16 protein-coding genes are annotated in these 16,099 nt (G+C 69.5%); 11 read left to right on the top strand and 5 right to left on the bottom strand.

All coding sequences use genetic code 11. The annotated features are described in order from the left end of the window. Positions 1-44: 44 nt before the first annotated feature. Positions 45-755, bottom strand: a complete 711-nt coding sequence (gene lexA / locus ACIG5F_RS37335; protein WP_396524727.1) for a transcriptional repressor LexA — start codon at positions 753-755, stop codon at positions 45-47. Positions 756-959: 204 nt separating this feature from the next. Between lexA and ACIG5F_RS37330 the strand changes: the two genes are divergently transcribed. From ACIG5F_RS37330 to ACIG5F_RS37305, 6 genes are all read left to right on the top strand, one after another. Beyond that, positions 960-1,385, top strand: coding sequence for a LysM peptidoglycan-binding domain-containing protein (locus ACIG5F_RS37330; RefSeq protein WP_396524726.1), 426 nt, complete (start codon positions 960-962; stop codon positions 1,383-1,385). A gap of 230 nt (positions 1,386-1,615) precedes the next feature. Continuing rightward, positions 1,616-2,089, top strand: a complete 474-nt coding sequence (nrdR, locus tag ACIG5F_RS37325) for a transcriptional regulator NrdR (protein ID WP_396524725.1) — start codon at positions 1,616-1,618, stop codon at positions 2,087-2,089. 84 nt (positions 2,090-2,173) lie between these two features. Next, positions 2,174-4,951: a vitamin B12-dependent ribonucleotide reductase gene (locus ACIG5F_RS37320; protein WP_396524724.1), complete on the top strand. Its 2,778-nt coding sequence runs from the start codon at positions 2,174-2,176 to the stop codon at positions 4,949-4,951. 148 nt (positions 4,952-5,099) lie between these two features. Then, positions 5,100-6,191, top strand: coding sequence for a helix-turn-helix domain-containing protein (locus tag ACIG5F_RS37315; RefSeq protein ID WP_396524723.1), 1,092 nt, complete (start codon positions 5,100-5,102; stop codon positions 6,189-6,191). Next, positions 6,188-6,736 (top strand): hypothetical protein, encoded by a 549-nt coding sequence (locus ACIG5F_RS37310; protein WP_396524722.1) that lies wholly within the window; start codon positions 6,188-6,190, stop codon positions 6,734-6,736. Before ACIG5F_RS37315 ends, ACIG5F_RS37310 begins: the two co-directional genes overlap by 4 nt. A gap of 40 nt (positions 6,737-6,776) precedes the next feature. Further along, positions 6,777-7,763: an ADP-ribosylglycohydrolase family protein gene (locus ACIG5F_RS37305; protein ID WP_396524721.1), complete on the top strand. Its 987-nt coding sequence runs from the start codon at positions 6,777-6,779 to the stop codon at positions 7,761-7,763. Positions 7,764-7,770: 7 nt separating this feature from the next. Here the strand turns inward: ACIG5F_RS37305 and ACIG5F_RS37300 are convergent, their stop codons facing one another. After that, a complete protein-coding gene (locus tag ACIG5F_RS37300; protein WP_396524720.1) occupies positions 7,771-8,247 on the bottom strand; it encodes a MarR family winged helix-turn-helix transcriptional regulator in 477 nt (158 codons plus the stop codon). Between the two features lie 114 nt (positions 8,248-8,361). Here ACIG5F_RS37300 and ACIG5F_RS37295 point away from each other — a divergent pair, with 114 nt between their 5' ends. Both ACIG5F_RS37295 and ACIG5F_RS37290 read left to right on the top strand, forming a co-directional pair. Beyond that, a complete protein-coding gene (locus ACIG5F_RS37295; protein ID WP_396524719.1) occupies positions 8,362-9,552 on the top strand; it encodes an FAD-dependent monooxygenase in 1,191 nt (396 codons plus the stop codon). 30 nt (positions 9,553-9,582) lie between these two features. Continuing rightward, the gene (locus ACIG5F_RS37290; RefSeq protein WP_396524718.1) at positions 9,583-10,695 is read left to right on the top strand and encodes a phosphotransferase family protein; all 1,113 of its coding nucleotides are present in this window, start codon (positions 9,583-9,585) and stop codon (positions 10,693-10,695) included. Here ACIG5F_RS37290 and ACIG5F_RS37285 read toward each other — a convergent pair whose 3' ends face one another. Then, positions 10,696-11,688, bottom strand: a complete 993-nt coding sequence (locus ACIG5F_RS37285; RefSeq protein ID WP_396524717.1) for a glutathione S-transferase family protein — start codon at positions 11,686-11,688, stop codon at positions 10,696-10,698. Between the two features lie 61 nt (positions 11,689-11,749). After that, positions 11,750-12,727 carry an aldo/keto reductase gene (locus ACIG5F_RS37280; protein ID WP_396524716.1) on the bottom strand — a complete coding sequence of 326 codons (978 nt, stop codon included), beginning with the start codon at positions 12,725-12,727 and terminating at the stop codon, positions 11,750-11,752. Positions 12,728-12,786: 59 nt separating this feature from the next. Between ACIG5F_RS37280 and ACIG5F_RS37275 the strand changes: the two genes are divergently transcribed. Together ACIG5F_RS37275 and ACIG5F_RS37270 are read left to right on the top strand one after the other, a co-directional pair. Continuing rightward, complete coding sequence (locus ACIG5F_RS37275) at positions 12,787-13,704, top strand: LysR family transcriptional regulator (RefSeq protein ID WP_396524715.1); 918 nt, start codon at positions 12,787-12,789, stop codon at positions 13,702-13,704. 122 nt (positions 13,705-13,826) lie between these two features. Then, a complete protein-coding gene (locus ACIG5F_RS37270) occupies positions 13,827-14,987 on the top strand; it encodes an NAD-dependent formate dehydrogenase (RefSeq protein ID WP_396524714.1) in 1,161 nt (386 codons plus the stop codon). 3 nt (positions 14,988-14,990) lie between these two features. Here the strand turns inward: ACIG5F_RS37270 and ACIG5F_RS37265 are convergent, their stop codons facing one another. Then, a complete protein-coding gene (locus tag ACIG5F_RS37265) occupies positions 14,991-15,365 on the bottom strand; it encodes a DUF4267 domain-containing protein (RefSeq protein ID WP_396524713.1) in 375 nt (124 codons plus the stop codon). 94 nt (positions 15,366-15,459) lie between these two features. On the opposite strand from ACIG5F_RS37265, the gene ACIG5F_RS37260 reads away from it, so the two are divergent. Then, positions 15,460-16,047: a TetR/AcrR family transcriptional regulator gene (locus ACIG5F_RS37260; RefSeq protein ID WP_396524712.1), complete on the top strand. Its 588-nt coding sequence runs from the start codon at positions 15,460-15,462 to the stop codon at positions 16,045-16,047. Positions 16,048-16,099: the final 52 nt, after the last annotated feature.

Below are 16,099 nucleotides of genomic sequence, written 5' to 3'. Positions count from 1 at the left end.
ACTCAGAGTGGAGGAAAGCCCCCTTCCTACACTTAAGACGGGGGTCAGAGGCGGCGCAGGACCGCGACGACCTTGCCCAGGATCTCGGCCTCGTCACCGAGAATGGGCTGGTAGGCCTCGTTGTGCGGCATCAGCCAGACGTGGTCCTCGCGCCGCTTGAACGTCTTCACGGTGGCCTCGCCGTCGATCATCGCGGCCACCACGTCGCCGTTCTCGGCGGTCGGCTGCTGGCGCACCGCCACCCAGTCGCCGTCGGTGATGGCGGCGTCGACCATCGAGTCGCCGACCACCTTGAGCAGGAACAGCGAGCCCTCGCCGACGATCTCCTTCGGCAGCGGGAACACGTCCTCGAAGGACTGCTCGGCCAGGATCGGCCCACCGGCGGCGATCCGGCCGACCAGCGGCACGTAGACCGGCTGCGCCCCGGTCACCGGCGCGGCCTCGGCCGGCCCGTCGCCGGACAGCATGCCGACCGCGCGCGGCCGGTTGGCGTCGCGGTGCAGGTAACCCTTGCGCTGCAGCATCTTCAGCTGGTGCGACACCGAGGAGGTCGAGGTCAGGCCGACCGCGTCGCCGATCTCGCGGATGCTCGGCGGGTAGCCGCGCCGCTCGACCGACTCCTGGATCACGCGCAGCACCTTGCGCTGACGCGGGGTCAGCCGCGGGTCCTGGGACGGCGAGTCCTCCCCCTCGTCCATCACCTCGACCTCGGCCACGGGACCTCCTACGTCGCCATCGGCGCTCTTGCGTGCCATCACGCTGCCCTCCTCATCGACGCCGACCTCCCTGTCGACGCCCCACCACCCGGTGATCTTCAGGCTCCACGGTAGCCCGCCGGGCCGATTCGATCAAACACCTGTTCGAAGGACACGCCGCGCAAGTCTCGACCCGGCGGCCCCGGTGTGGTACATCTTCGCACGGACGTTCGATAGAACGCCTGTTCGATCATGGGAGGCGAAATGGCGACCCAGGAGCTGCTGATCAGGCCCGGAACCCGCCGCACCCGGGTGCTGCGCACCGGTGCGGGCGACTTCCGCCGCCCTCCCGGCCGCCCCCGCCCGGTCGTCGCCCCCGGTGTCGCCGCCGCCGCCAACTGCGCTCCCCGACGCATGTCCGGCGGCCTTCAGCTGGCTCTGGTCGGCGTGCTGACCTTCGTCACCTGCCTCGGCCTGGCCGCCGTGAACGGCCTGTCCTCCGCCGGCTCGCAGCCGGTGCCCTCGGGTGTGGCCACCGTGCAGGCCCAGGCCGGTGAGACGCTGCCCCAGCTGGCCCACCGGGTCGCCCCGAACAGCCCCGTCGGCGACGTCGTGGACCGTATCGTCGCGCTCAACCACCTGGCCGATCGCGCTCTGCACGCCGGCCAGCCGCTCGTGGTTCCCGCCTAGCACATCACCCGATCGTTGTTTCACCCGAGTGCCCGAGTGACATTCGGCGCATCATCTCTCTCACGACGTGGTCGGACGGCGTGTCGCGGTTTGCTTCCGGGCTCCGCGAGGCATACCTTCTACCCCTACATCTAGTGGGTAGCAGCGTCGTCGTCATCCACAAGTTGTGGGTAACCGCCCCCAACCTGTGGACTACTGCGACCGCTGCAGGTCGGGGAGGGGTTGGCGCCGTGCGATGCCCGTTCTGTCGGCATCCGGACTCCCGGGTGGTGGATTCGCGGGAGGTCGAGGAGGGCCAGGCGATCCGCCGGCGCCGCTCGTGCTCCCAGTGCAGCCGTCGGTTCACCACCGTCGAGGAGGCGGTGCTGGCCGTGGTCAAGCGGTCCGGGGTCACCGAGCCGTTCAGCCGGGACAAGGTCGTCACCGGCGTTCGACGCGCCTGCCAGGGCCGGCCCGTCGACGAGGACGCCCTGCAGCAACTCGCGCAGCGGGTCGAGGAGTCGATCCGCTCCACCGGCTGCGCCGAGATTCCCAGTCACGAGGTCGGGTTGGCCATCCTCGGCCCGCTGCGTGACCTGGACGGGGTCGCCTACCTGCGCTTCGCCAGCGTCTACCGCTCGTTCTCCTCGGTCGAGGACTTCGAGAAGGAGATCGCCGAGCTCAAGCGCGCCGAGTTCGACGCAGACCGGGAGCCTGCGACCTAACCGATGACCAGACGAAGGTTTCGCCGTCCCGCGCGCGGGACGGCCATGTTGACGCGCACCAAAACGGAACGAGAGGGCACGGTCATGACGAAGGCCGTCAGTAAGTCGGGGCTGAACGTGCAGCGGGTCTACACGACCGAGGGCGTCCATCCCTATGACGAGGTGACCTGGGAGCACCGCGACGTCGTCATGACGAACTGGCGCGACGGCTCGGTCAACTTCGAGCAGCGCGGCGTGGAGTTCCCCGACTTCTGGTCGGTCAACGCGACCAACATCGTGACCAGCAAGTACTTCCGTGGCGCGGTCGGCACCGACGTGCGCGAGCGCAGCCTGCGCACGCTGATCGACCGGGTCGTGCACAAGTATGTGAAGGCCGGCGTCGAGCACGACTACTTCGCCGACGACAAGGCCGCCGAGATCTTCGAGCACGAGCTGACCTGGATGCTTCTGCACCAGGTGTTCAGCTTCAACTCGCCGGTGTGGTTCAACGTCGGCACCGCCTCGCCGCAGCAGGTCAGCGCCTGCTTCATCCTGGCCGTGGACGACACCATGGAGTCGATCCTCAACTGGTACCGGGAAGAGGGCCTGATCTTCAAGGGCGGCTCGGGCGCCGGCCTGAACCTGTCCCGTATCCGCTCGTCCAAGGAGCTGCTGTCCTCCGGCGGCACCGCGTCCGGCCCGGTCTCCTTCATGCGCGGGGCCGACGCCTCGGCCGGCACCATCAAGTCCGGCGGCGCCACCCGGCGCGCGGCCAAGATGGTCGTGCTCGACGTGGACCACCCGGACGTCGAGGAGTTCATCGAGACCAAGATGCGCGAGGAGGACAAGGTCCGCGCGCTGCGGGACGCCGGGTTCGACATGGACCTGGGCGGCAAGGACATCGTGTCCGTGCAGTACCAGAACGCCAACAACTCGGTGCGCGTGTCCGACGAGTTCATGCACGCCGTCGAGGCCGGCGGCCAGTTCGGGCTGCGGGCCCGGCAGACCGGCGAGGTCATCGAGCACGTCGACGCGAAGTCGTTGTGGGGCAAGCTCTCCCAGGCCGCGTGGGCCTGCGCCGACCCGGGCATCCAGTACGACGGCACCATCAACGACTGGCACACCTGCCCCGAGTCGGGCCGGATCACCGCGTCCAACCCGTGCAGCGAGTACATGCACCTGGACAACTCCAGCTGCAACCTGGCGTCGCTGAACCTGATGAAGTTCCTGCGCGAGGACGGCACCTTCGACGCGCCGCGCTTCGCCAAGGCCGTCGAGCTGGTCATCACCGCGATGGACATCTCCATCTGCTTCGCGGACTTCCCGACCGAGCCGATCGCCGACACCACGCGCAAGTTCCGCCAGCTGGGCATCGGCTACGCCAACCTGGGCGCGCTGCTGATGGCCACCGGCCACGCCTACGACTCCGAAGGCGGCCGGGCGCTGGCCGCGGCCATCACCTCGCTGATGACCGGCACCGCCTACCGGCGCTCCGCCGAGCTGGCCGGCGTCGTCGGCGCGTACGAGGGCTACAAGCAGAACGCCGAGGCCCACCAGCGGGTCATGCGCAAGCACGCCGCCGCCAACGACCTCATCCGCACGTACCACTCGAACGACGCCGCCGTCCAGAAGCTGGCCACCGGCGAGTGGCAGAAGGGCCTCGAGGTCGGCGCCCGCAACGGCTGGCGCAACGCGCAGGCCAGCGTGCTCGCGCCCACCGGCACCATCGGCCTGATGATGGACTGCGACACCACCGGCATCGAGCCCGACCTGGCCCTGGTCAAGTTCAAGAAGCTGGTCGGCGGCGGCTCCATGCAGATCGTCAACCAGACCGTGCCGCGCGCGCTGAAGGCCCTGGGCTACCAGCAGGAGCAGATCGAGGCCATCGTCGAGTTCATCGGCGAGCACGGCCACGTCATCGACGCCCCCGGCCTGCGGCCCGAGCACTACGAGGTGTTCGACTGCGCCATGGGCGAGCGCTCCATCGCGCCCATGGGCCACGTCCGGATGATGGCCGCCGTGCAGCCGTTCATCTCCGGCGCCATCTCCAAGACCGTCAACATGCCGGAGTCGGCGACCGTCGAGGACGTGCAGGAGATCTACTTCCAGGGCTGGAAGCTGGGTCTGAAGGCGCTGGCCATCTACCGCGACAACTGCAAGGTCGGCCAGCCGCTGTCCGCCGGCAAGGGCAACTCGTCCTCCTCGGAGGCCAAGGCCGCCGAGACCGTCATCGAGTACCGCCCGGTCCGCAAGCGCCTGCCCAAGAAGCGCCCGTCGCAGACCGTTTCGTTCACCGTCGGCGGGGCCGAGGGCTACCTGCACGCCGGCTCCTACCCCGACGACGGCCTGGGCGAGATCTTCATCAAGCTCGGCAAGCAGGGCTCCACCCTCGCCGGTGTCATGGACGCCTTCTCCATGTCCATCTCGGTGGGTCTGCAATACGGCATCCCGCTGGAGTTCTACGTCTCCAAGTTCCAGAACCAGCGCTTCGAGCCCAACGGCATGACCGACGACCCCGACGTGCGCATCGCCACCAGCGTCGTCGACTACCTGTTCCGGCGCCTGGCCCTGGACTACCTGCCCTACGACAAGCGGGCCGAGCTCGGCATCTTCACCGCCGACGAGCGCACCGCCCAGGTCAGCTCCGACTACGGCCAGGTCGACCTGGAGGCCCTCCAGGTCGGCGTCGAGGCCCCCGCCGCCGACAAGGCCGTGGAGAAGGCCAAGCCCGCCGCCCAGGCCCACAGCTCCACCGAGCTCATCGAGCTCACCCTCGGCAAGGCCGCCGACGCCCCGCTCTGCATGACCTGCGGCACCAAGATGCGTCCCGCCGGCTCCTGCTACGTCTGCGAAGGCTGCGGCAGCACCTCCGGCTGCAGCTGATGTGAGCGCTGTTCCGAGCTGAGATTCCTGTTCAGGCGGGGTGTCGACGTGTGATCGACACCCCGCTTGGCGGCTCTCCGGCAAGGACCGACCGGGCTGTCCGGCCCACTGCTCGCGATAGGCGCCTGACGTGTGCGATAATCGCACGATGGTGGAGGACGTGGAGTGGTCTGACATCGGCGAGCGCGTGCGGGAGAGTCGCCTGGCCGCGGGCTTGTCCCAGGACGACCTTGCTCGCGCGGTACGTCTGGAGCGCACCAAGATCGCGAAGATCGAAGCAGGCGATCGACGAGTGGACGCGCTCGAACTGGCCCGTCTGTCGTCCGCCTTGGGCCTGCCGATGAGTCACTTCCTGCATCGACGGCCACAGGTGCTGTCCAGGCGCGCGCAGCTCGTGGATGACACCGACACGGGAGCTGCCCGCCAGGCGTATCAGATCGAAGCCAAGCTGTTGGCCTGGCTGCGCGATGTGCGCCAGTTGATCGAGTCTGGCCAGTTGCGACCGGAGCCCATGCTGACGTACACGGGCACGGTGCGAGACACGGACGCCGCACGGGAAGTCGCGCTCTGGACTCGTCAGCGTCTCGATCTTCAGCTCGAACCCGTTGAAACCTTGATGTCGGCCTGCGAGCGCGCCGGCCAGTTGGTGCTCGTGACGGACCTCCCCGGCGAGGGAGCCTCACTGATCGACGGCGACGTCGCGGTCGCGGTGGTCAGCCAGCAGCCAGATCCAGGCAGGCGGCGGACGACCGCCGCGCACGAGCTCGGCCACATGGTTCTGGGCGACGAGTACTCCAGCGACCTCGCCGTGGGCATGTCTCGCGCCGACCGTGAGAGTGTGGTGGACGCGTTCGCCGCGGAGTTCCTTCTGCCGACCGATGTTGTCGCGAAGGAGACCTCCGCCGGTGACCTGCGGGACGCTCTGACCAGACTTGCGGCGACCTATCGAACCTCGTGGTCACTCGCCGTGCGCCAGGCCTGTCGTGCGGGAGTCATCGAACCAGGTCTCGTCGGCAAGTGGTCCTCGGTCGCGCCGACCCGCGCCGAATTGCGTGAAGCAGTGGGATGGGCGCCGCAGGCCGACCTGGCAGCGGTGCGGGTTCCACCGAGTTACGCCCATGCCGTGATGCAGGCGTGGCGGGACGATTTCATCACGTCCGATCGTGCCGTCGAACTGATGCACGGCCAGATCACGATCGACGACCTGCCGGCCAAGGCGGACCTGGGATTCGAGCCGTGAGTGCCTCGGACGCGCCGCGTTCCGTGCTGGTCCTGGATGCCATGTGTCTGAACCACTTCGCTCGGATCGACCGGCTCGACGTGCTGCGCGACCTGTTGGTCGGCGACGAGTGCTGCACGACCTACGTGGTGCTGGACGAGATTCGTGCGGGAGTGGCAACTCATCCCGATCTTCAGGCCGCGCTCGAACTGGAGTGGATCAGTCCCGTCCGGCTTGAGTCCATCACGGAACTGGAGTGCTTCGTCGCGTGGGCGGACAGGATCGGTGCGGGCGAACACAATGTGGGGGAAGCCAGTGTGTTCGCCGTGGCGGAGCTGCGCCGGGCGACCGCGATCACTGACGATCGAACCGCCACCCGCGTAGCGCGCACATTCGGGGTCGAGGTGCACGGCACGGTCTGGCTGCTCGCCAGGGCTTGCCGAGACGGGAAACTGACGGTGACGGCGGCCGGCAACCTGGTCGACATGCTCAGTGCGACCGGCATGCGCTTGCCGTGCACCGGGCCGGAATTCCCGTCCTGGGCATGTCAGCACGGGTTGCTCTGAGTCGGTGGTCCCGTGATCACGACGGTGTGAGAATCGGTCGGTGAGGGCGACGGGGAGTCTGTTCGGGTTGGCGTACGGGGACGCGATGGGGGCGCCGACGGAGTTCTTGTCGGTGGGGGAGATCGTGCGGCGGTACGGGGAGGGCGGACCGAGGGAGCTGGTGGGGGAGCCGGCGTTGGTCACGGACGACACGCAGATGACGCTGGCGGTGGCGCGGGCGATGCCGGTGCGGGGGCGGCTGGAGCCGGGGGCGTTGGAGCGGGCGTTGCGGCGGGAGTTCGTGGAGTGGGTGGACAGCCCGGAGAACAACCGAGCGCCGGGGATGACGTGTCTGCGGGCATGTGAGCTGTTGGCGGCGGGGGTGCCGTGGCGGAGGGCGACGGGGGAGACCTCGAAGGGGTGCGGCGCGAACATGAGGGTGGCGCCGATGGGGCTGATGCCGGGGCTGGGCGAGGTGGAGCGGGTGGCGGCGGCGCAGTTCCAGGCGGCGCTGACGCACGGGCATCCGACGGCGTTGGCGGCGAGCGAGCTGACGGCGCTGGCGATTCACTGGCTGCGTAACGGAATGCGGCCGGCGGAGCTGCCGGACGCGTTGATCGACCGGTGCCGGGAGCAGCGGACGGTCTATCACGAGGACTGGCTGGCCGACCTGTGGATGCGGCCGGGGGTGGACAGCCCGGCGGAGTTCATCGCCCGGGGCTGGGATGAGTGCCTGGTGGCGCTGGGCGCACTCAAGGCCGCCCTCGTGTCACCCGACCGCGAGGCCGATCCGTGTCTGCGGACCGGCGAGGGCTGGATCGCCGAGGAGGCCCTGGCCACTGCCGTGCACTGCTTCCTGCTGTTCCCGGAGGACCCGATCGGGATGCTCGCCCGTGCCGCGACCACGGTCGGCGACTCGGACTCCATCGCCTGTCTGGCCGGCGCTTTCGGTGGTGCGGCGCACGGCTTCGACTGGTGGCCGGCCGAGTGGTCGCGGCGCATCGAGCACGGTCGGGAGCTGGCCGAGTTCGGACGGCATTGGGACTGAAGGCAGGTCACTCGGTGGCGGCCAGGTGGGTGGCTAGGTCGTCGAGGAAGCGGGTGAGCAGGCGGCTGAGGGTCTGGCGGTCGGTGTCGGGCCAGTCGGCGAGGGCCTCGGTGAGCCAGGCGAAGACGGTGTCGATGTAGCGGCGGGCGGTGTCGGCGCCGGCGGGGGTGAGCTCGATGAGCTGGGCGCGGCGGTCGTCGGGGTCGGGGACGCGGCGGGCCAGGTCGAGGCGTTCGAGGTCGTGCAGGACGCGGGTGACGTGGGGGCCGACGACCTGCATGCGTTTGGCGATCTCGCCGACGCGCAGGGGGTGGCCGGCGTTCTCGACGGTGACCAGGACGGTCACGGCCGGCCGGTCGAGGGTGATGCCGGCCCGCTCCATGACGCGTTCCACCAGGTGGCTGCGGCTGGCCAGGGCTCCGAGCTGGGCCAGGCGGGGCAGCAGGGCGGCCAGGTCGAGCGGGCCGTCGGCAGTGTTGTCCATCACACCCTCGTTAGATACCTAAGTTAGGTATATAGTTGCGGCAGGGCACGCCGGCGACGAGGGGTCGCCGCCGCGTTCGGAAAGCATACCTAACTTACCTATCTAGGAGTGACGATGAGGGGCAAGATCCTGATCTCCGGGGCCAGTGTCGCCGGCCCGGTGCTGGCCTACTGGCTGCACCGCTACGGCTTCGAGGTCACGGTGGTGGAGAAGGCCGCGACGGTGCGCAGTGGCGGCTACCCGATCGACATCCGCGGCACGGCGCTGGGCGTGGTCGAGCGCATGGGCATCCTGCCCGAGCTCCGGGCGGCCAACGTGGACACCCGCACGCTCACCTTCCTCAACGCCGACGGCAGCCGGGTCGCGACCGTCCGGAACGAGGTCATCGCCGGCGGCGTGGTCGGCCGTGACCTGGAGATTCGCCGCGGCGACCTCACCTCGGCCCTGTACAACACCGTCCGCGACGACGTCGAGTTCGTCTTCAACGACTCCATCGCGACTCTTGACCAGCACGAGGATCGGGTCGACGTCACGTTCCACAGTGGCGCCCGCCGCACCTTCGACCTCGTCATCGGCGCCGACGGCCTGCACTCCGGGGTCCGCAACCTCGTGTTCGGTCCAGAGGAGCAGTTCCACCGCTACCTCGGCTACTGCTTCGCCGGCTTCACCGTGCCCAACGACCTCGGCCTCTCCCACGAGGGGGTCATCTGGAACACGCCGGGCCGGGCCGGCATCCTCTACGCCGTCCGGGACGAGGACCAGCTGCACGGGTTCCTGAGCTTCGCCCGCCCGGAGCCGCCGTTCGAGGCCTTCCGCGACCCGGCCGCGCAGCGCGAGCTGGTCGCCTCGATGTTTCCCGAGCAGCAGTGGGAGATTCCGCGCCTGGTCGCCGAAATGCGCACCGCCGACGACCTGTTCTTCGACATCGTCAGCCAGATCCACCTGCCGCGCTGGTCGAGCGGCCGGGTCGCCCTCACCGGCGACGCCGCCCACGCCCCGTCGTTCCTGTCCGGACAGGGCACGAGCATCGCCCTCGTCGGCGCGTACATGCTGGCCGGCGCGCTGGCCACCAATCCCGACCACACCAGCGCGTTCGCCGCCTACGAGCGCGACACCCGGGAGTTCGCGGAGCTGAACCAGGCGCTGGCCACCGAGGGAAGCGCCGGCCTTCTGCCGGCCACCGCTGAGATCCTGGCCGCGCGCAACGAGGCGCTGCGCGCGGCCACCACAATGCCGACCGAGGCGGACAAGCCCGCCTACTCGGCGCTGGTGCTCCCCGACTTCGAGCCCGTTCTCAGCCGATAATCGGTTGTCGCCGGATGTGAGAATCGGCCCATGGGGCGCAGAGTCACGCTGGCGTTGGTGAAACCGAACGGGGAACCGCTGGGCACGACGCGTCCCTACGACGTGGAACCGCAGTGGTGGCAGGAAGTCCAGCCGGTGGTCGAGGGGGCGCGCGACGAACTCGGCATCGACGTGGTGGTGCTGCGGCTGGTGGCGTCGGAGAATCCGTTGCCGCACGGTGGGGGAATCACGTATCTGGCCGAATATGACGGCCCGGCCCTGGATCTGGGGCCGTTCGACCCGGACTGGATCAAGCCGCATCCGCTGCGGATGACGTGGGCGCAACCCGGTGGCCCGGCGGCGTCACTGCGGTGGGCCGGGGCGGAAACCGGTGTGCAGCAACGGACCTGGCACCTGTCCTCGGTGTGGCGGTTGGACGGGGCCTGGCTGAAGGAAGCTCCACCATTCTTGAAGCATGAGGCGATCGTGTTGGAATGGCTGGGAAAGCACGTGCCGGATCTGGTGCCACGAGTGCTCAAGGCGGACGGGTCGAGGCTGCTCATGGCCCATGTGCCGGGCATCGACCAGTACGATGCCGAGCCGGCGGAAGTGGTCGAGATGGCGGTCGACCTGGTCGAGATCCAGGCGCTGGCCGCCGGCCACGTCGACGAGCTGATAGCGCTGGGCGTGCCAGACTGGCGCGAAAATCCGTTCATCGAAAGGGTTTCCGCGACCATCGACGCGTACGCGGAGCAGCTGGCGGCCGATGAGCGGCAGCGGCTGGCGAAGCTGGTGGACGGCCTGCCGCAGCGGTTCGAACAGTTGGCCGACTGCGGCATCCCGGACAGCCTGGTGCACGGGGACTTCCACCCGGGCAATGTGCGATCCGACGGCACGCGCCGGGTGATCCTCGACTGGCCGGACAGCGTGATCGGGCACCCGGTGCTGGACCTGCGCGGCCCTGAGCTGGACGAGCGCTGGAGTGCCTTGTGGCGCAAGGAGATTCCCGGCTGCGAGCCGGAGCGGGCGCTCGCGGTCAAGCGCCCGCTCGTCGCGCTGCGAGGTGCGGCGGTCTACCACGACTTCCTGGTCGGCATCGAACCGACGGAGCGGCCGTTCCACGTGGCGGACCCGCTGAACCACCTGCGGTCGGCGATCAGCTGATCACGCGGCGACCGGACCGTTGGCCGGCGGCACGGTCTCGGCGGCCGACGGCGGCCCGGGCGGGGCGCCGTCGCCGAACGGGCGGCCGCCCAGGGCTTCCCGGCCGTGCGGCGTGAGCCAGTTGCGCAGGTCAGGGCCGGCCGGCACCACGCCGGTGGGATTGATCATGCGGTGCACCTCGTAGTAGTGCCGCTTGATCTGCACGAAGTCGGTGGTGTCGCCGAAACCCGGCGTCTGGAACAGGTCCCGCGCGTACGCCCACAGCACCGGCATCTCCGACAGCTTGCTCCGGTTGCACTTGAAGTGGTTGTGGTACACGGAATCGAACCGGGCCAGCGTGGTGAACAGCCGCACGTCGGCCTCGGTGACGGTGTCGCCGACCAGGTAGCGCTGCCCGGCCAGCCGGTCGCTGAGCCAGTCCAGCCGGTCGAACAGCCGCCGGTAGGCCTTCTCGTACGCGTCCTGGTCGCTGGCGAAACCGGCCCGGTAGACGCCGTTGTTGACGTCCCGGTACACGAGGTCGTTGACCTCGTCGATCTCCTCCCGCAGGGCCTCGGGGTACAGCTGCGGGGCGCCCTCGCGGTGATACGCCGTCCACTCCAGGGACAGGTCGATGGTCATCTGCGCGAAGTCGTTGGTGACGACCTCGCCGGTGGCGATCTCCACGATGGCCGGCACGGTGATGCCCCGCTCGTAGCCGGGGAACCGCTTGAAGTAGGCCTCCTGGAGCCGTTCGATGCCCAGCACCGGGTCCCGGCCGTCCGGGTCGAGGTCGAACGTCCAGCTGCGCTCGTCGTGGGTCGGCCCGCAGATGCCCATGGACAGCACGTCCTCCAGGCCAAGCAGCCGCCGCACGATGATCATCCGGTTGGCCCACGGGCAGGCCCGCGCGACCACGAGTCGGTAGCGGCCGGGTTCGACCGGGTAGCCGTCCCGGCCGTCGGCGGTGATCCGGGTGGTGATGTACCGCGAATCGCGGCTGTACTCCGACATGACGCCATTATGGCTGTCCGGAATCCCGTCCGCCGGCCTCGGAATCCCGGACAGCCACAGGTCAGAACCCGGAGGCCGGACGCGCGGTGTAGTGCTCCTCCAGCCGCTGCACCTCGTCGGCGGTGAGCTTGAGGTCGACGGCGGCGACCGCGTCGGTGAGGTGATGCGGCTTGGTCGTGCCGACGATCGGCGCGGTGACCGACGGCTTGCCCATCATCCACGCCAGCGCCACCTGCGCCCGCGGCACGCCGCGATCGGTGGCGATGGCCGCGACCGCGTCGATGATCGCCCGGTCGGCCTCGGCGGTCTGGTCGTAGAGGATCTTGCTGAAGCCGTCGCTGCCGCTGCGCGTGGTCTGCTCCTCGGGGTCGCGGGTCAGGCGGCCGCGGGCCAGCGGGCTCCACGGGATCACGCCGACGCCCTGGTCCTGGCAGTACGGCAGCATTTCCCGCTCCTCCTCGCGTTGGAGCAGGTTGTACTGGTTCTGCATGGACACGAAGCGGGTCCAGCCGTGCCGGTCGGCGGCGTGTTGCATCTGGGCGAACTGCCAGGTCCACATCGAGGAGGCGCCGATGTAGCGGGCCTTGCCGGCCTTGACCACGTCGTGCAGGGCCTCCATGGTCTCTTCGATGGGCACGTCGTTGTCGTAGCGGTGGATCTGGTAGAGGTCGATGTAGTCGGTGCCCAGCCGGCGCAGGCTCTCGTCGACCTGGGTCATGATCGCGGCGCGGGACAGGCCGACGCCCTTGGGGCCGGGGCCCATCAGGCCGCGGACCTTGGTGGCGATGACCACTTCGTCGCGTTTGGCGAACTCGCGCAGCAGCGCGCCGGTGATCTCCTCGCTGGCGCCCAGGCTGTAGACGTTGGCGGTGTCGAAGGTGGTGATGCCGGATTCGATGGCCTGCTTGAAGTACGGCCGGGACTCGTCGATGCCGAAGGACCACTGGTGGGTGCCGCGGGCGGGGTCGCCGAAGCTCATGCAGCCGAGCACGACCTTGGAGACCGACAGCCCGCTCCGGCCGAGGCGGAGGTAATCCATGCCGGCGACGCTACTCCCCTGGAGTAGCACGAGCTCGCCGATCCGGGGCATGCTGTGCCGTGCTGTTGCGTCAGTTGGAATATCTGGTCGCGCTGGCCCGGGAGCGGCACTTCGCCCGGGCCGCGGCGGCGTGCCATGTGTCGCAGCCGTCGCTGTCGGCGGCGATCCGCAAGCTGGAGCACGAGCTGGACGTGCCCATCGTGCAGCGGGGCCGGCGCTACGAGGGCCTGACCCCGGAGGGGGAGCGGGTGCTGCTGTGGGCCAACCGGATCCTGGCCGAGTGCGACGCGCTGCGCCAGGACCTGTCGACCATGCGCGGCAGCCTGTCGGGGGTGCTGCGGGTCGGCGCGATCCCGACCGCGCTGACGGTGGCGCCGCTGCTGACCACGCCGTTCTGCCAACGGCACCCGCACGCCCGGATCACGCTGGAGTCGTTGCCGTCCACGGAGATCACCCGCCGGCTGGCGGAGTTCGAACTGGACATCGCGATGACCTATGTGGACGGTGACGAGCCCGGGCGACTGGTGATTCCCCTTTACCAGGAACGGTATCTGCTGCTGACGCCGAACGACGGCAAGTTCGCCGACCGGGACAGCCTGCGCTGGGCCGAGGCGGCGACGGTGCCGTTGTGCCTGCTGTCGCGGCAGATGCGCAACCGGCGGATCCTGGACGAGACGTTCGCCTCGGTCGGCGCGACCGTGGTGCCGGCGATCGAGACCGACACCGTGTCGGCGCTGTACGCGCATGTGGCCTCGCGCCAGTGGTCGAGCGTGATCTCGCACGCGTGGCTGCACATGTTCGGTGTGCCGCAAGGGATGCGCGTCGTCCGGCTGGACGATCCGCCGCGCTCGCCCCGGATCGGCCTGGTGGTGGCCGGCCACGACCCGGAGTCGATGCTGGCCCGGGCGCTGGTCGACATCGCCCGTGACGTGGACGTGCGCGGCGTGCTGGACGGGGTGCTGGCTCGCCATCTGTGATGAGCACAGCCTGCGATAGAAGCGGGCTATCCCGGGATAGGAAACAACGTTTTGACGGCGCCCGGCCGACGCGCGCATGGTCTTGAGGAACCCACTCGCGACGTGAGAATTCGGGGTCTGCCATGGCAAAGGTGCTGTGCGTGCTGTACGACGACCCGACCACCGGGTACCCGACCTCCTATGCCAGGGACGACCTGCCGCACCTGGACGGCTATCCCGGCGGCCAGACCCTGCCGACGCCGCGTGGCGTCGACTTCACGCCCGGGCGCCTGCTCGGCAGCGTTACCGGCGAGCTCGGGCTGCGGGCCTACCTGGAGAGCCAGGGGCACACGCTGGTCGTCACCTCGGACAAGGACGGGGAGGACTCGGCATTCGACCGCGAGCTGGCCGACGCCGACATCGTGATCTCCCAACCGTTCTGGCCGGCCTACCTGACCGCCGAGCGTTTCGCCCGGGCCCCCGAGCTCAAGCTCGCGGTCACCGCCGGCATCGGATCCGACCACGTCGACCTGGACGCCGCCATCGAGCACGGCGTCACCGTCGCCGAGGTCACCTACTGCAACAGCATCAGCGTCGCCGAGCACGTGGTGATGATGATCCTGTCGTTGGTGCGCAACTACTTGCCGTCGCACCAGGTGGTGCTGGACGGCGGCTGGAACATCGCCGACTGCGTGGCCCGGGCCTACGACGTCGAGGGCATGCACGTGGGCACCGTCGCCGCCGGGCGCATCGGCGCCGCGGTGCTGCGCCGGCTCAAGCCGTTCGACGTGCACCTGCACTACACCGACCGGCACCGGCTGCCGCGGGAGGTGGAGGAGGAGCTCGGGCTCACGTTCCACGCCAGCGCCGCCGACATGGTCCCGTTCTGCGACGTCGTGACGATCAACGCCCCGCTGCACCCCGAGACCGAGGGCCTGTTCGGCGACAAGCTCATCGGCAGCATGAAGCGTGGGGCCTACCTGATCAACACCGCCCGTGGCAAGATCGCCGACCGGGACGCCGTGGTGCGGGCCCTGGAGTCCGGGCAGCTGGCCGGCTACGCCGGCGACGTCTGGTTCCCGCAGCCAGCGCCGGCCGACCACCCGTGGCGCGCCATGCCCCACCACGGCATGACCCCGCACATCTCCGGCTCCACCCTGTCCGCCCAGGCCCGCTACGCCGCCGGCGCCCGCGAGATCCTGGAGAACTGGTTCGCCGGTGAGGCCATCCGCGACGAATACCTGATCGTCGACGGCGGCAAGCTCGCCGGCACCGGCGCCCACTCGTACTCGACGAACAAGTAGGCGTCACCCGGCTGACAGCAGCACGGCGGACACCGCGAGGACTACGGCCGCGGTGCCGCCGTGCATGGCCAGGGCCAGCACCTTCGAACCGCCGTGGCGAAGCACGATGATGGCGTCACCGACGGGAACCAGGGCGGAGACCAGCAGGTACCAGCCCAAGGCGTGCGGGCCGGCTGTGGCCAGCACGACCAGGACGGCAACCCCCATGGCCAGGTCCCTGGCGCCCTTGACGTTCAGCCACGCCGCAAGGGCGCCCGCCGGCCATTCGGGCAGGCCGAAGCCCCTGGCGTTGGCGGCCGGTCCGAACAGGTAGAGGGCGCCCATGGCGATCACCGCCACGCCGAGCACCGCCGCCAGGATCACTGTCGCTGTGTACATCTGCTGCCACCTCTCGGGAATCTAGCGCTGCTAGCTTTCGTGTCGACGCTAGCAGGGCCGTGCTCGAAAAGCTAGCGGTGCTAGAATTCCGAGCGTGACCGTGCAGCAGCGGCGCGAGCGGGACCGCGCGAAGCGACAGGAACTGATCGTCCGGACGGCCCGGGAGCTGGCCGAGGCCGAGGGCTGGGACGCGGTGACCACGCGACGGTTGTCGGAGCGGATCGAGTACAGCCAGCCGGTGCTGTACAGCCACTTCGCCAACAAGGACGCCATCGTGGCCGCCGTGGCCGAGCAGGGCTTCGTGGAGCTGGCCGAGGCCTTGGCCGTCGCCCGGCGCAAGGAGGTCGAGCGGTACGGCCTGCTCCGCGCCGTCGCCGACGCCTACCTGGGCTTCGCCGAGGCCAACCCCGCCCTCTACGACGCCATGTTCACCCTCGACAGCGGCCTGCGCTTCGCGCAACCAGACTCGCCCGCCCCGCTGCGCGAGGGGTTCGGCCAGCTCGTCGCCACCTTCGAGGCCCTGGTCGAGGACCCCGCCGAGATCGGCGCCTTCACCGAGGTCGCCTGGGCCGCGCTGCACGGCCTGGCCACCCTCACCCGCGCCGGCCGCCTCTCCGACGGCAACCACGCCGCCCGGGTCGACCTGTTTGTCCGGCTGCTCCAGTCCGAAACCGCGCCCTGACACCGCATGCGGCCGCAGCCCGCGGGATGTCGGGGGTGGTCGTGGTGCTGCT

This window comes from Kutzneria sp. NPDC052558, assembly GCF_044547355.1.
Taxonomy (GTDB): Bacteria; Actinomycetota; Actinomycetes; order Mycobacteriales; family Pseudonocardiaceae; genus Kutzneria.
The sequence above is the reverse complement of the archived record's forward strand: the minus strand, read 5'-3'. Positions and strand labels throughout refer to the sequence as shown.

Excerpts from the sequence above, each read along its gene's own strand:
- ACIG5F_RS37320 (WP_396524724.1), top strand. The coding sequence starts at position 2,174 with ATGACGAAGGCCGTCAGTAAGTCGGGGCTGAACGTGCAGCGGGTCTAC.
- ACIG5F_RS37295 (WP_396524719.1), top strand. The coding sequence starts at position 8,362 with ATGAGGGGCAAGATCCTGATCTCCGGGGCCAGTGTCGCCGGCCCGGTG.
- ACIG5F_RS37290 (WP_396524718.1), top strand. The coding sequence starts at position 9,583 with ATGGGGCGCAGAGTCACGCTGGCGTTGGTGAAACCGAACGGGGAACCG.
- ACIG5F_RS37280 (WP_396524716.1), bottom strand. The coding sequence starts at position 12,727 with ATGGATTACCTCCGCCTCGGCCGGAGCGGGCTGTCGGTCTCCAAGGTC.
- ACIG5F_RS37330 (WP_396524726.1), top strand. The coding sequence starts at position 960 with ATGGCGACCCAGGAGCTGCTGATCAGGCCCGGAACCCGCCGCACCCGG.
- ACIG5F_RS37300 (WP_396524720.1), bottom strand. The coding sequence starts at position 8,247 with ATGGACAACACTGCCGACGGCCCGCTCGACCTGGCCGCCCTGCTGCCC.
- ACIG5F_RS37270 (WP_396524714.1), top strand. The coding sequence starts at position 13,827 with ATGGCAAAGGTGCTGTGCGTGCTGTACGACGACCCGACCACCGGGTAC.
- ACIG5F_RS37265 (WP_396524713.1), bottom strand. The coding sequence starts at position 15,365 with ATGTACACAGCGACAGTGATCCTGGCGGCGGTGCTCGGCGTGGCGGTG.
- ACIG5F_RS37285 (WP_396524717.1), bottom strand. The coding sequence starts at position 11,688 with ATGTCGGAGTACAGCCGCGATTCGCGGTACATCACCACCCGGATCACC.
- ACIG5F_RS37315 (WP_396524723.1), top strand. The coding sequence starts at position 5,100 with ATGGTGGAGGACGTGGAGTGGTCTGACATCGGCGAGCGCGTGCGGGAG.
- lexA (WP_396524727.1), bottom strand. The coding sequence starts at position 755 with ATGGCACGCAAGAGCGCCGATGGCGACGTAGGAGGTCCCGTGGCCGAG.